Genomic DNA, 14,513 nt, shown 5'->3' with positions numbered 1-14,513 from the left:
TTGGTATATAGATTAACACCCAAACAGCATCAAGACCATAAAAATGTTCCAACGACAAACCAAGATCACCAACACCATCGCCGCCCTGGCCCTGCTGGCTGCCGGCCACAGCCATGCCGGTGCCACCCTTGACCACGTTCAGAAAAGCGGCGTGCTGCGTGGTGTATTGCTGGAAAGCTACCCACCCTTCTCCTTCCTCAACAGCAAAAACCAGCTGGATGGCTTTGATGTGGATGTGGCCAAGGCCGTGGCGAAAAAACTGGGCGTCAAGCTGAAACTGGACACCCCGTCCTGGGAAGTGATTGCCGCCGGCAAATGGGGCGCTCGCTGGGACATCTGCATCTGCTCGATGACGCCCAACAAGGAACGTGCCCAGGTACTGGACTTCCCGGCGTTTTACTACAATTCGCCGGCGGTGCTGATCGCCAATGTGGCCGACAAGAAAACCAGCAGCATCAAGAGCCTGGAAGGCAAGAAGATTGCCGTACAGCAAGGCTCGTCCTATGAAAGCTATCTGCAGAAGAAGCTGACCATTGAAGCCCCCAACGCCGTGCAACCCGCCTACCCCTTCAACAAGGTGGTGATTGCCCCGTACGACAATGAAGAACTGGCCTTCCAGGACCTGGCACTGGGCGCGGGCAAGCGCGTGGATGCGGTGATTTCCAACCTGGTGACGGCAAACGAGCGCATCAGCAAGACCGGCAAGTTCCGCATCGTCGGCAGTCCGCTGTATCAGGAACCGAACTGGGTGGCCGTGGACAAGGGTGATGCGCAGTGGAATGCCCGCGTCAAACAGGTCATCAGCGAGCTGAAGAAAGACGGCACCCTCAGCGCCATTTCCAAGAAGTGGATTGGCAGCGATATCACCAACTAAGAATCAGCCCCGTGACGGCATGCAGCCGTCCGGGGCTTTCTGTTTTTGTCTGTCCGTATCATGAAACTGGAAAACCGATTCAGGCTGCAAGTCGGCCTGGTCATGTTGTGTCTGTTGGGTGGCTTTGTCTGGTTTGTGCAAGCCTTTGGGCTGGACTACCAGTTTGCCCTGAGCAAGCTGCCCTTGCTGGCCGGGCTGGAGTTAAGCCCGGAAGGCTTTATCCAGGGCATTCCGCTCACCCTGCTGCTATGCCTGCTTTCCACTGTGCTGGCAGTGGCCATCGGCATGCTGTCGGCACTGGGCCGGCTGTCGACCAACCCGCTGCTGTACGGCCTGGCCACCTTCTATAACTCGTTTTTCAAGGGCACGCCGCTGCTGGTGCAGATTCTGCTGATCTACCTGGGCCTGCCGCAGCTGGGCGTGGTGCCCACGGCCATTCCGTCCGGCGTGGCGGCGCTGGCGCTGTGCTATGGCGCTTATCTGAGCGAGGTGTTCCGCTCGGCCATCCTGTCCATCCACCGCGGCCAGTGGGATGCCGGCAAGGCACTGGGGCTGAAACCGCATGCCATCATGCGCTTCATCATCTTGCCGCAGGCAATGAAAGTGGCAGTCCCGCCCACCTTCAGCATGTTCATTTCCATGCTGAAGGATTCCTCGCTGGTGTCGGTGATGGGCTTGTGGGAGCTGATGTTCCTGGCGCAAAGCTATGGCCGCTCGGCTTACCGCTACATGGAAATGCTGCTGACGGCGGCCATTCTGTACTGGCTGCTGTCCATCGTGCTGGAGCTGTTCCAGCACCAGCTGGAACAGAAACTATCCGCCTCCGCCCGGCGCTGAGTCATGCGCAGCCAGCTGGTGTGGCTGCGCATCCCCGCCCAGTGCCTGATACAGCGTCACCTGATTCAGCAGCCGGTTGTAGCGGTTCTCCAGTAGCGACACTTCCGCCTGACGGCGGGTTTCCTGTGCGTCCAGCCAGTCTTTCAGCGCTGCCGCACCGGCCTGGTAGCGCAGCCGGTATAGCTGCTCGGACTGTCCGGCCAGTTGCGCCGACAGCGTCAGCCGCTGCCCTTGCTGCTGATAGTGGCTGCGGGCAGCCAGCGCGTTTTCCACATCGGCCAGCGCCGTGTATAGCGTCTGGCGGAAATTCACCACCGCCAGCTGGTAATCGGCGTCGCTGATGCTGTTGTTCAGCTTCATCTGCCGCACTTGCAAAAATGGCAGGGTCAGCCCGGCCCCCAGCGTGGCCAGCGGATTGCTGAGCACCTGTGCCAGCCGGCTACTGCTGCTGCCCAGGCTGCCGGTCAGGGAAAAATCGGGATAGTAGGATGCGCGGGTGGCGTCGCCATTGGCCAGCGTTTCACGCAGACGCAGTTCGGCGGCGCGCAGATCGGGCCGCCGGGCCAGCAGCTGCACCGGCAGACCGGCCGGCACATCGGGCAGATCCTGCTGCGGCAGGCTGCTGGCAGTGGTCAGCACACCCAGCGGCGGGCCGTCCAGCAAGATGGCCAGCGCATTGCGGGTTTCTGCCAGTTGCTGTTGGTAGTCGTACAGACTGGCCTGCTGGCTGGCCAGGCTTTGCCGTACGGTCAGCACATCCAGCTGCGCCGCCGCACCGGCCTGCTGCTTGGCCAGCACCAGGCGCAAGGCTTGCTGCTGGTAATCGACGCTGGCTGCGCCCAGTTGCAGGCGCTGCTGCAACCAGGCCTGCTTCCAGTACAGCTTGATGGTGCTGCCAATCAGGCTGAGCCGGCTGGCTGCGCGATCCTGCTCGGTGGCGCGCGCCTCCCAGGCTTTGGCATCGCGCAGATGCGACAGCTGGCCCCACAGATCGGCCTCGTAGCTGACCGACAGGCTGGCCGCATGGGTCTGGCTGTTGACGGCAGCCCCACCCAGCCGCTGGCTGGTGGAGCTGGACAGGCTGAAGGCAGGCGTGGGGGCCAGGTCGGTGGCGGCCAGCTCGGCCTTGAGCATGGCCTGCTGCACCTTGATGGCGGCAGCGGCCAGATCATTATTGCGGGACAGCACCAGCGCCACCAGCCGGTTCAGTTCGGCATCGCCAAACTGCTGCCACCAGTTATCGCCACTGATCGGGCCATCATCCGCCGCCGCCGCACCCTGCCACTGGGCGGGCAGGGTGACCACCGGCACCTGATAGGGCGATGCGGTCAGACTGGTGCAGCCGGCCAGCAGCAGGCTGGTCAGCAAGAGCGGGTAAAGCACTTTCATTGCATTCTCATTCTCGTGACAAGGCCACGACAGGGTCCAGCCGCGCCGCATTACGCGCCGGCAGATAGCCAAACAGCACGCCCACCAGGGTGGAGCAGGCAAAGGCCGCCACAATGGAGGTGGGCGAGTACACCATGGTGAAGCTGGCCAGCCGGGCCACCAGCACACCCAGGCCCAGCGACAAGGCCACGCCCAGCGCACCACCCAGCAGGCAGACCAGCACGGCCTCGATCAGAAACTGCTGCATGATGTCGCGCTGGCGCGCACCCACCGCCATGCACACGCCGATCTCGCGGGTACGCTCGCTCACCGACACCAGCATGATGTTCATCACGCCGATACCACCCACCACCAGTGAGATCACCGCGATCAGCGACACCAGCAAGGTCATGGTGGCGGTGGTGCTGGCAATGGTCTGGCGGATGCTGTCGGTATTCATCACAAAGAAGTCCTGCGTGCCGTGACGGCGGGTCATCAGCGCCACCAGGCTTTGCTCGGCAGCAGCGGTGGACACATTGTCACTGACCCGCACCGTGACGGCTTTCAGGTAGTCCTGGCCCAGCATGCGGTACATCACCGTGCTGTAGGGCAGCCACAGATTAAGGTTGTCATCGGTGCCAAAGGCGCTTTTCTGGGTTTGGGTCACGCCCACCACGCGGCAGGGCAGCTTGCCCAGCAGGATCACCTTGCCGATGGGCTCGTCACCCTCGGCAAACAAGGCCTTGCGGCTGTTTTCGTCGATCACCACCTGCTGCGCCTGCTGGCTGACCGCCACGGCATCAAAGGCCCTGCCCTGCGCCATGGACACCCCGCGCACGCGGAAATACTGCTCGCCCACGCCCTTGACCTGCGCCGTCACCGCCACATTGCGATAGCGCAGTGTCACACTGTCGCTGACTTCCGGCGTCACGCTGTCGACAAAACCCTGCTCGGCCAGCACGGTGGCATCACGCGGGGTCAGGGTGTGGATGGCATCGGCCTTGCGGTCGCCAAAATGCTTGCCGGGATAGATATTGATGGTATTGGTGCCCAGCGCGCTGATGTCGCTGAGAATGCGCTGGCTGGAGCCGGTACCCAGTGCCACTACCGACACCACCGAGGCAATGCCGATGATGATGCCCAGCATGGTCAGTGCCGAGCGCAAGCGGTGCGCCATCAACGCACGCCAGGCCATGCCGAAGGCTTCGGCAAATTGTTCGCGCAGCAAGCGCCAGCCAGTGGCCTGCGGGCTGGCCAGGGCTGCAGGCACGGCGGTAACGGCAACGGCGGGGGTACGGCGGGTGTCCGCCACCAGCTTGCCATCGCCAATCTCGATAATGCGGTCGGCATGCTCGGCCACCTTGCTGTCGTGGGTAACCAGGATAATGGTGTGGCCCTCGGCATGCAGTTCACGCAGGATGGCCATCACCTGCTGGCCGCTGGCACTGTCCAGCGCGCCGGTGGGTTCATCGGCCAGAATCACCTTGCCGCCATTCATCAGCGCCCGCGCAATACTCACTCGCTGCTGCTGGCCGCCAGACAGCTGGCCCGGCTTGTGGCCGGCACGGTCGGCAAGGCCAAGGCGTGCCAGCAGGCTGGCGGCACGCGCTGAGCGCTCTGCTGCCGGGCAGCCCGCGTAGACGGCCGGTAACTCGACATTCTGCAAGGCATTCAGCTCGCCCAGCAGGTGGTAGCGCTGGAAGATAAAGCCGAAATGCTCGCGCCGCAGCTCGGCCAGCTGGTCGGCCGACATGTCCGCCACCGCCAGCCCGGCCACCCGATAGCTGCCGCGCGAGGGGGCATCCAGACAGCCCAGGATATTCATCAGCGTCGATTTGCCGGAGCCGGATGCTCCGATGATGGCCACCATTTCCCCGGCCTGAATCTGCAAATGAATGTCGTCCAGCACGGTGACCGTCTCTTCGCCCGCGACAAAATCGCGGCACACGCCTGACAGTTCCAGCAAGGGAGTACGCATGCTTACATCCCCATCGGCGGCGGGCCGTTATGACCGCTGCCACTGCTGCTGACGCTGGCCTCCCCTACAATCACCTGCTCGCCGGCGCGCAGGCCGCTCAATACCTGGGCGTGCACATTATTGTTCAGGCCAATTTTCACCGTCCGCGTCTGCACGCTGCCGTCCGGCTGCAATACCCGCACCTGATAGCGGCCATCCTTGCCACGCACACCCAGCGCATTGGCCGGAATCGCCAGTGCCGCCCTGACCTGGCTGAGCACCACCGTGACCTGTGCCGTCATATTGATGCGCAGCTTGTGCTGCGGATTGGGCACATCAAACAGGCCGTAGTAATAGATGGCAGTGGACGAGGTGGAGCTGCTGGAACTGCTACCGGTCGAGGTGGAGCTGGTGCTGCTGTCACTGGCATCGCTATACGACTGCGGCGCCGGATCGATGGCGCGCAAGCGCGCCTGATAGCGCCGGTCCGGCTCGCCCAGTATGGTGAAGTACACCGGCAGGCCGGGCTTGACCTTGACCACATCGCCTTCCGAAATTTCCGACTTCACCGTCACCGTATCCAGCTGCGCCAGCTTGACGATGGTGGGGGTGGACTGGCTGGCATTCACCGTCTGCCCTTCCTCCACCGGCAAGGCCACCACCACGCCATCGATGGGCGCAGCAATGCGGGTATAGCCCAGATTGAGCTGGGCGGTTTTCAGGCTGATGCGCGCCTGTTGCAGCTGCGCCTGCAGTTGCTGGGTATCCGCTTCGGCACCATCCAGCGCCGCCTTGGCGCTGTCGTAGCTTTCACGCGAGGTAGCCTGCTGCCCCAGCATCTGCTGCTGCCGGGAGAAATCCTGGCGCGCCTTGAGCAAGGCCGCCAGTCTGGACTTCAGCTGCGACTGATAGCTGCTGACCGAAGCCTGGGCATCTTCCAGCGCATTTTCCTGGGTGCGCGGGTCGATTTCGGCCAGTACATCACCCTTTTTCACAGTTTGGCCCAGGACCACCTTGAGTGACTTCACCTGGCCGGATACCTGGGCACCCACGCTGACTTCGCGTAGCGCCTTGATGGTGCCGGTGGCCAGCACGCTGTCTTCCAGATCCAGCTGGCTTACGGTGGCGGTCAGGTAGTGATTGACTGGCGGGCGGGGGTAGAACAGGTAAGCGGCAAGCGCCAGCAGCAAACCGATGACGAGCAGCAGGCTGCGACGGTGCAATGCAATGAAACGAGGCATGAAGGGATAAGGATGCTTGCTATTTTGATAGCGCAGTATCCGGCTTTGGCGGCTGCGTCGCGGTTAATGCACGGTAAATTGATGTTAATTCTGGTAAACGCACTACCGAAGCCGACCAGGCCGACTTCCGCCAGCATTTTTGGCAAAACCGGCACTAAAGGGTAAAGTATGCCGCACTCATGCCAGCCGCTTCTTATTGCACAACGGCCATGGCCATCCCTTACCCCATTGCATACAGGCTTCACATGCAACCGGCTTCCCGCCTTCGACATTTGTCCTTGACCCTGCCAGCCCTGCTGCTCAGCCTGTTCTGCTCACTGGCCATGGCGGCAGCGCCGGCTGCAGGCAACTGGCTGGCCGCCCATCGCGACTGGCGGGTGGGCGTGGTACTGCAAGCGCCCTATGCCCAGATCAACCCGCGCAACCATCTGCTGGAAGGAGCCGACGTCGAGGTGATGCTGCTGCTGGCCAGCAAGATGGGCGTGCAGCTGAGCTGGCGTACCTTTGCCACCCAGCAGGCACTGGACCGGGCGGTGGAGGCCGGCACGGTGGATGTCTCGCCCGGCATGTTGCAAACACCGGCCAGCCTGCATCACTGGCTGTTTTCCCAGCCCTATTTGCGGGTGCCGCACAAGATAGTCGGCTTCCCCGACGGCAGCGGCAATGCGGTCGATCTGGACCGGCTGTCACTCAGCGAGCGGCTGGCGCTGGACGGCAATAGCGATGCCCTGCGCTTTGTCCGGCGCAATTACCCGGAACTGCCCCGCGTCGAAGTGGCCAACGACCGTCTGGCCCTGCAAACCGTACAGCAGCAATATGCCGAATACGCCATCGTCGATGAGGCCCAGCTGGCCACCTTGCTCAAGGAGCCGGAATTCTCCCGCCTGGCGGTGGTGGGCGACCTGGGCTACACCCATCTGCTGCGCATCGGGGTAAGGCGTGACTGGCCGGAGCTGCCCGCCGTACTGGACCGCCAGCTGCAGGACATCCCCGGCAGCCGCATGGAGCAGCTGTACGCCCGCTGGATGCTGCCCAGCTATCCACGGCTGATCGACTCGCTGACCTTCTGGCACCGGCTGAGCCTGGCGCTGCTGCTGAGCAGCCTGCTGCTGGCTGTGGTGTGGAACCATCAGCGGCGGCAACGGCGCTGGGCGGAAAAGCGCCTGCTGGCAGCGCGCATGGAGCTGGAGGCGCGCGATGTAGCCGAAGAATCCTTGCGGCTGACCCAGTTTTCCATCGACAACAGCACGGTCGGCATCCTGTGGGTCAACTGGGACAGCCGCATCCAGTACGCCAACCGGGCGGCGGAAACCATGCTGGGCTATCCGCCAGCCCTGCTGTTGCGCTTGTCCCTGCCCGAACTGCAACCCTCGCTCGACCACGCCCGCTGGCTGGAAATGTGGAACCAGCTGCGCAGCCGCAAGGCCGTCAGCAGCTTTGAAACCCACTGCCTCAAGGCCGATGGCCAGACACTGCCGGTAGGCGTCACCCTCAGCTTTCTCAAATTCGGCCGTACCGAATACCTGGTGGTCTATCTCAACGACATTACCGAACGGCAAAAAGCCCGCGCGGCCCTGGAAGAAAGCGAAGCCCGCTTCAAGGGCATGGCCAGCAATGTGCCGGGCATGGTATTCCGCCTGGAACGCCCGGCAGCGCAAATGCCGGTGCGGCTGGCCTTTGTCAGCGATGCCAGCCAGAGCATGCTGGGCTACAGCCCGCTGGACATGATCAGCCTGCCGGCAGGCTGGCTGGATGTGGTGGCTGCCAGCGACCGCGCCAGCTACCAGCAGGCCTGGCAACAGGCCGACCAGCATAATCACGACCTGGCCTGGCAGGGCCGCATGCTGCATCAGGACGGGCAATTGCGCTGGGTGGACATCAAGGCCACGGTGCGCTGCTTTGACGATGGCCATGTGGTATGGGACGGCATTGTCTGGGATATCTCCGAGAACAAGCACAATGAATTGCAGCTGGCCGAATCGCGTGGCCTGCTGCGCAGCCTGTCGGCCCACCTGGAATCGGTGCGTGAAGAAGAAAAAGCCCGTATCGCCCGCGAAGTCCACGATGAACTGGGACAGATCCTGACCGTGCTGCGACTGGAAACCTCGATGTGCGAACTGAGCTTCGGCCAGAGCGACAGCAAGCTGGCCGAACGGCTGCAGGCGATGAAAAAGCTGATCGAGCAAACCTTCCAGATCGTGCGCGACGTCGCCACGGCGCTGCGCCCGCCGGTGCTGGATGCCGGCATCGGCTCGGCCATCGAATGGCAGGCGCGGCGCTTTGAAAAACGCAGCGGCATCCCTTGCCTGGTCTCCGTGCCCGACACCCCCATCCCGCTGAGCGATGCCCGCGCCATCGGCGTGTTCCGCATCCTGCAGGAAGCCCTGACCAATGTGCTGCGCCATGCCGAAGCCAGCACGGTCAGCGTGGGCCTGACCTGCCAGCAAGGCATGATCACCCTGAGCATTGCCGACGACGGCAAGGGCTTCGACCCGCATGCCCACCGCCAGCTGCGCTCTTTTGGCCTGGTCGGCATCCGCGAACGCGTGCTGCTGCTGGGTGGCGTGCTCGACATCGACAGCCAGCCGGAACAAGGCTGCACTCTCACCATCCGGCTGCCCGCCGAAGCAGGAAAGGAAAACGCGTGATCCGCGTCATCATTGCCGAAGACCACAAAATCGTCCGCGAGGGCATCAAGCAGCTGGTATCGCTGGCCGAGGACATCAGCGTGGTGGGAGAAGCCACCAATGGCACCCACCTGCTGGAACAGCTGCGCCAGATTCCCTGCGACGTGCTGTTGCTGGACATTTCCATGCCCGGCACCAATGGGCTGGAATCCATCCCGCGCATTCGCGCCCTGGACAATCCGCCGGCCATCCTGATGCTGTCCATGCACGATGAAGTGCAGATCGCCGCCCGCGCGCTCAAGGCCGGTGCCGCCGGTTACAGCACCAAGGACAGCGATCCGGCCCTGCTGCTGACTGCCATCCGCAAGGTGGCCGGCGGTGGCCGCTACATCGACCCGCAACTGGCCGACCGCATGGTATTCGAAGTGGGGCTGACCGACTCGCGCCCCGCCCATGCCCAGCTGTCCGAACGCGAATACCAGGTGTTCGAACGCCTGGTACACGGCACCAATGTCAATGAAATCGCCCAGCAGCTCAACATCAGCTCCAAGACGGTAAGCACCCACAAGGTGCGCCTGATGCAGAAGCTGCAGGCGCACTCGGTGGCCGACATGGTGCGCTACGCCATCGAGCACAAGCTGATCTGATCGACTGGCAGCAACTTGGTAAGGAGGTGCGGCAAGGTCCACCTTACAGGCCAGCCTAGCGCTGAATGCAGTCCAGCCACTGCTGGATAGCCGGCTCATAGCGCTGTTTGATCAGCATGCCGAAGTCATCGGCAGGATCCCATTCGGCCGTTCTTGCCGACAGGTGCGCCATAGTGGCATCACATAACTCAAGCGGCAGCAGCGGCAAGGGCGTGGGGCGGTCGCGCTGGCATTGCTGGAAGACCGCACGCAGCCTGTCCATCTCCCTCAGCATTGAGCGGCCACCTTCATCGGCCCGGATGGCGGGCAGATCGGCATAAGCCGGATACTGCGCGACACACAGATAGACCGCCGCAACAGACCACATACCTACGTCACTGCCTGCCACCGCCAGCTCGCATGGCAAAATCAGCAACATAGCGGTCAGCAGTATTTTTTTCATCTTCATGCTCCTCACATTGCCTGGCTGCATGCCAAGCTGCACTAGCCGGCCAGTCGACAATTGCATTACCCTACGCGACTCGCATCAACCCGCCCACGCTGTTACCAGCTATTCAGAAACCAGCCATGCGCATCCAGGATTTTCACCACGCCCTCGCCGCCCTTGGCGCCCGTCCCTGCCACATCGGCCGCATCAGCCGCGCCTGGCTGCAAGGTCTGGCGCTTGATCACGGCACCCGCCACCAGCAAAGCGAGCACTATTTTCCGCTCAGCGTACGGCAGGGCTTGCCGGCACTCAGCCAGCAGCTGGAAGCACTGGCGCGCATCCACACCCGGCATGAGGCCGCCGATGCCGCGCAACGCCTGCTGGTGGAACTGGCCGACGGCCAACTGGTGGAAAGCGTGCTGCTGCCGCGCGACGGGCTCTGCGTTTCCAGCCAGCTGGGCTGTGCCGTGGGCTGCACCTTCTGCATGACCGGCAAATCCGGCCTGCTGCGTCAGCTGGGCAGTGCGGAAATCGTGGCGCAGGTGGTGCTGGCGCGGCGTATCCGCCCGGTGAAAAAAGTGGTGTTCATGGGCATGGGCGAGCCGGCCCACAATCTGGACAATGTGCTGGAAGCGATAGATTTTCTCGGCAGCGAGGGCAATATCGCCCACAAGAATCTGGTGTTTTCCACCGTGGGCGACCCGCGCGTGTTCGAGCGCCTGCCGCAGCAGCGGGTCAAGCCGGCACTGGCACTGTCCTTGCACACCACGGATGCCGGGCTGCGCGCCCACTTGCTACCGCGAGCACCGCGCATCAGTCCGGCCGAGCTGGTGGCACAGGGCGAACGCTATGCCCGCCAGGTGGGCTATCCCATTCAGTACCAGTGGACGCTGCTGGCCGGGGTCAACGACAGCCAGCAGGAAATGGATGCCGCCATCGCCCTGCTCAAGGGCAAATATGGCGTGCTGAACCTGATTCCCTACAACAGCATGGAGGGCGATCACTACCAGCGCCCGGATGCTGCGCACATCCAGTACATGAAACACTATCTGCACCAGCATGGCGTGCTGACCAAGATCCGCGATTCGGCCGGCCAGGACATCGACGGCGGCTGTGGCCAGTTACGCGCCCGCGCCGCCGACATCATCGACAGCAGCCGTCTGCAACGCCGCCAGCGCCACGGCTGAACGGTGCCGGCAGGCAGCCGGCCACAACATTCCTTTGACATGCCATTTGTCCTCTTTGTTATCATGGTTACTTCCGGCCATGCCGGCCAACCACGATTGCAAGGAATCCCTGCGTGCGGCTTCGCTTTGAACAATGGCGTGACTTTCTCGACATGGATGCAGACAGCATCAACACCCTGCGCGAGTTTGGCGGACTGATCCGCCCCCATATGGATCTGCTGATGGATGGGGTATATGCCTACATCCATGCCAATGCGGCGGCCAGCGCCACCTTCAGCGATCCGGCCGCCATGCAGCGCGCCCGTGCCCATCAGCTGCGTCACTGGCAGGACCATGTCTTTGCCGGCAATTTCAACCAGGACTATCTGGAAGCCACCCTGGCCATCGGCCGCACCCATCAGCAACTGGGGGTGGACCTGCGCTTTTACTCCGGCGCCTACGTGGTGGTACTCAATCAGCTGGTGGTGTTGCTGGGGCAGCTGGTGCCGGATGAGGCCCGCCGCAGCCGCTATCTGACGGCAGTGAACCGGGCGGTGTTTCTCGACATGGGGCTGGCTACCTACGCCTACTACGACACCCTGCTGAATGCACTGGAAGACATGGCGCAGGAAGTCACCCTCAGCCTGGCCCGCGCCGGCGAATACCGTGACAACGAAACCGGCAAGCACATTACCCGCATGAGCAAGATGTGCGAGCAGATGGCGCTGGCACTGGGCAAGGACGCCACCTGGGCCCATGCGCTGCGCATGGCCAGTCCCTTGCACGATGTGGGCAAGATCGGCGTGCCGGACCGCATCCTGCTCAAGCCCGGCCGCCTGGACGACAACGAAAGCCAGATCATGCGCGAGCACCCGCGCATCGGCGGCACCATCATTCCCGAGCATCCGGCCCTGGTCATCCGCATGGCGCGCCGCATTGCCCTGACCCACCATGAAAAATGGGATGGCAGCGGCTACCCTGCCGGGCTGTGCGGGGAGGAAATTCCGCTGGAAGGCCGCATTGCCGCCATTTGCGATGTGTACGACGCCCTGGTTTCCACCCGCCCCTACAAGCCGGCATGGTCGCAACAGGCAGCGCTCGACTATCTGCAACAGCAAAGCGGCCTGCATTTCGATCCCCACCTGGTCAGCACCTTCCTGCGCATCGTGCCGGAGGTCGAAGCCATCCAGTCCCGCTACGCGGAAAGCACCAGCTAGCCTATCAGGCCAGGTGCCAGCGAACATCACCAGGCTGTCATCGAAACATGGCACTATTGCTGATTTTGTGGCGCAGCTGGCAGCAATCCGGCCTGCGCCGGCGGCAAGCGGAGGCAAGATGCGCAACAAGGTGATTCTGGTGGTGGTGGACGGATTGGGCTGGCAGGCCGGCCATGACGGCATGGGTTATCTGCAGGGACTGTGCGAGGCCGGCCTGGCCAGCCTGCATCAGCTGCGCTGCGAACTGCCCTCGCTGTCGCGCCCGCTGTACGAATGCATACTCACCGGCGTTCCCCCCATCGCCAGCGGCGTGGTGCATAACGATGTGGTGCGGCTGTCCACCGAGCAGAGCATTTTCAGCCTGGCCCGCGCCGCCGGGCTGCGCACCGCTGCCGCGGCCTATCACTGGATCAGCGAGCTTTACAACCGCGCGCCTTATGATGCCGTGCGCGACCGCCTGACCGATGATGCAAGCCTGCCCATCCAGCATGGCCTGTTCTACCATCTGGACCACTACCCGGACGATCACCTGTATATCGATGGCGAACTGCTGCGCCGCCGCCATGATCCGGATTTCCTGCTGATTCACCCCATGGGCGTGGACGATGCCGGCCACCGCTTTGGTGGTGACAGCATGGAATACCGCAATGCCGCCCGCTACCACGACAAGCTGTTGTCGCAGTATCTGCCGCAGTGGCTGGCCGAGGACTACCAGGTGCTGGTCACCAGCGACCACGGCATGAATGCCGACCGCAGCCACGGTGGCGTGTTGCCCGAGGAAAGACTGGTGCCCCTCTACCTGCTGGGCTCGCGCTTTTGCCATGACAGTACCGCCCGCGTCCGCCAGGTGGAGCTGTGCGGGCTGATGGCCAGCCTGCTGGGCATCGCCCACGACAAGCCGGACAACCCTGCCGTGCTGCGCCAGCCCGACTGAACGCCGGCAGCTTGTCTTGCTCCGGCAAAATGCCGATACTGTAATGGCAATTTGCCGACAATGGAGCCTGCCATGGAAGCCAGCCGCTTTACCCCACGGAGCAAGACCACCCCGCCGCCGCCGCGGCGCAAGGGTGGCCTGCAGCTGGACGGCCTGGCAAAACTGCTGGGCCAACCGCTGCACAGCGAGCTGGAGCTGGCCAACTCGGTGGCCGACGGGCTCTCCACCTCGCTGATCACCAATCTGGGCAAGGCCGGGCTCAGCCGCAGCGAGCTGAGCTTTGTCATCCCCGAGCGCACGCTCAGCCACCGCATCCGCAAGGGTGAGCAGCTCAGCCGCGACGAATCCGAGCGCGGCGTGCGCCTGGCCAATCTGCTGTTGCTGGCCGAGCAGGTACTGGGCGAACAGGAGATTGCCACCGCCTGGCTGCGCCAGCCGCTGCAACGCTTCGCTGGCGCCTCGCCACTGGACACCGCCCGTACCGAACAGGGCGCACGACTGGTGGAAGCCTTGCTGTTGCAGATCGATGAGGGCTATGTGGCGTGATCGCCTGGCGCATCAGCAATTACGCCGACCTGCACGGTCTGGGCGGCCTGCTGGTGGGGGGGCGCTGGCATAGCGCCGGTCAGCCGGTGGTCTACCTGGCCGACCACGCTGCCAGCGCCATGCTGGAAATGCTGGTACACAGCGAACTGCCCAGCCTGCCGCCCGGCTTTCAGCTGCTAAAAGTATCCATTCCCGAGCATTGCGTGATGCAGCTGGACGAAACCGTGCTGGAGGCCGACTGGCGACAGCACGCCGAGCTAAGCCAGGCCATGGGCGACGACTGGCTGGCCAGCGCGCCTTCCGCAGTACTGAGCGTCCCCAGCGCGCTGGTGGTGGATGGCTGCAACTACCTGCTTAACCCGCGCCATCCGGACGCTTCTTTCTGCAAGATCGTCGACATCATCAGCGCCCCGCTCGACCCCAGATTGCGCAGCCGCCACCCGCCATCCACCGCACCCGCCAGCCATACTTAGTACCGGTTGTTGCCTTCTGGTCCGCTGTGCTAGCCATCAAACCGGCGCGCGGCATGGCCGGCTAAGCCGCTGAAATAACACGGCATTTTTCTAACAAATAAACCGGGTTATTAAATAGATATCACTGATAGCAGTGATAAAAATTTCAAAATTCTGCCGCCGCCTCACCCTCCCTAGACTGAAGGCCCTTATCCCTTCA

Annotated in this window: 13 protein-coding genes; 9 read left to right on the top strand and 4 right to left on the bottom strand. The window is 63.1% G+C overall.

Annotated features, from left to right (window positions below):
• Positions 1–43: 43 nt before the first annotated feature.
• Positions 44–874, top strand: a complete 831-nt coding sequence (locus tag DFR38_RS00380) for a transporter substrate-binding domain-containing protein (RefSeq protein WP_110312838.1) — start codon at positions 44–46, stop codon at positions 872–874.
• Positions 875–976: 102 nt separating this feature from the next.
• Positions 977–1,711, top strand: a complete 735-nt coding sequence (locus DFR38_RS00375) for an amino acid ABC transporter permease (protein WP_199051874.1) — start codon at positions 977–979, stop codon at positions 1,709–1,711.
• Here the strand turns inward: DFR38_RS00375 and DFR38_RS00370 are convergent.
• The 3 genes from DFR38_RS00370 to DFR38_RS00360 are packed head-to-tail and all read right to left on the bottom strand — an operon-like array spanning position 1,688 to position 6,277.
• Positions 1,688–3,100, bottom strand: a complete 1,413-nt coding sequence (locus DFR38_RS00370) for an efflux transporter outer membrane subunit (protein WP_110312837.1) — start codon at positions 3,098–3,100, stop codon at positions 1,688–1,690. The genes DFR38_RS00375 and DFR38_RS00370 overlap by 24 nt on opposite strands.
• 7 nt (positions 3,101–3,107) lie before the next feature.
• Complete coding sequence (locus tag DFR38_RS00365) at positions 3,108–5,057, bottom strand: MacB family efflux pump subunit (RefSeq protein ID WP_110312836.1); 1,950 nt, start codon at positions 5,055–5,057, stop codon at positions 3,108–3,110.
• A gap of 2 nt (positions 5,058–5,059) precedes the next feature.
• Positions 5,060–6,277 carry an efflux RND transporter periplasmic adaptor subunit gene (locus DFR38_RS00360; RefSeq protein ID WP_110312835.1) on the bottom strand — a complete coding sequence of 406 codons (1,218 nt, stop codon included), beginning with the start codon at positions 6,275–6,277 and terminating at the stop codon, positions 5,060–5,062.
• A gap of 245 nt (positions 6,278–6,522) precedes the next feature.
• Here DFR38_RS00360 and DFR38_RS00355 point away from each other — a divergent pair, with 245 nt between their 5' ends.
• Together DFR38_RS00355 and DFR38_RS00350 are read left to right on the top strand one after the other, a co-directional pair.
• The gene (locus tag DFR38_RS00355) at positions 6,523–8,925 is read left to right on the top strand and encodes a PAS domain-containing sensor histidine kinase (protein WP_204377517.1); all 2,403 of its coding nucleotides are present in this window, start codon (positions 6,523–6,525) and stop codon (positions 8,923–8,925) included.
• Positions 8,922–9,551, top strand: coding sequence for a response regulator (locus DFR38_RS00350; RefSeq protein ID WP_059286663.1), 630 nt, complete (start codon positions 8,922–8,924; stop codon positions 9,549–9,551). The genes DFR38_RS00355 and DFR38_RS00350 overlap by 4 nt, the downstream gene beginning before the upstream one ends.
• A 55-nt stretch (positions 9,552–9,606) precedes the next feature.
• Here DFR38_RS00350 and DFR38_RS00345 read toward each other — a convergent pair whose 3' ends face one another.
• Complete coding sequence (locus DFR38_RS00345; RefSeq protein WP_059286664.1) at positions 9,607–9,999, bottom strand: hypothetical protein; 393 nt, start codon at positions 9,997–9,999, stop codon at positions 9,607–9,609.
• Positions 10,000–10,118: 119 nt separating this feature from the next.
• On the opposite strand from DFR38_RS00345, the gene DFR38_RS00340 reads away from it, so the two are divergent.
• The 5 genes from DFR38_RS00340 (at position 10,119) to DFR38_RS00320 (ending at position 14,314) form a co-directional block, all read left to right on the top strand.
• Positions 10,119–11,165, top strand: a complete 1,047-nt coding sequence (locus DFR38_RS00340; protein ID WP_059286665.1) for an RNA methyltransferase — start codon at positions 10,119–10,121, stop codon at positions 11,163–11,165.
• 113 nt (positions 11,166–11,278) lie between these two features.
• Positions 11,279–12,361, top strand: coding sequence for an HD domain-containing phosphohydrolase (locus DFR38_RS00335; protein ID WP_204377518.1), 1,083 nt, complete (start codon positions 11,279–11,281; stop codon positions 12,359–12,361).
• 118 nt (positions 12,362–12,479) lie between these two features.
• A complete protein-coding gene (locus tag DFR38_RS00330) occupies positions 12,480–13,295 on the top strand; it encodes an alkaline phosphatase family protein (protein ID WP_059286667.1) in 816 nt (271 codons plus the stop codon).
• Positions 13,296–13,367: 72 nt separating this feature from the next.
• Complete coding sequence (locus DFR38_RS00325; protein ID WP_158527665.1) at positions 13,368–13,841, top strand: antitoxin Xre/MbcA/ParS toxin-binding domain-containing protein; 474 nt, start codon at positions 13,368–13,370, stop codon at positions 13,839–13,841.
• Positions 13,838–14,314: an RES family NAD+ phosphorylase gene (locus tag DFR38_RS00320; protein ID WP_059286669.1), complete on the top strand. Its 477-nt coding sequence runs from the start codon at positions 13,838–13,840 to the stop codon at positions 14,312–14,314. The genes DFR38_RS00325 and DFR38_RS00320 overlap by 4 nt, the downstream gene beginning before the upstream one ends.
• Positions 14,315–14,513 lie beyond the last annotated feature (199 nt).

Origin of the sequence: Aquitalea magnusonii (assembly GCF_003202035.1) — a bacterium.
Taxonomy (GTDB): domain Bacteria; phylum Pseudomonadota; class Gammaproteobacteria; order Burkholderiales; family Chromobacteriaceae; genus Aquitalea; species Aquitalea magnusonii.
This window is presented reverse-complemented; position numbering and strand designations above follow the sequence as displayed.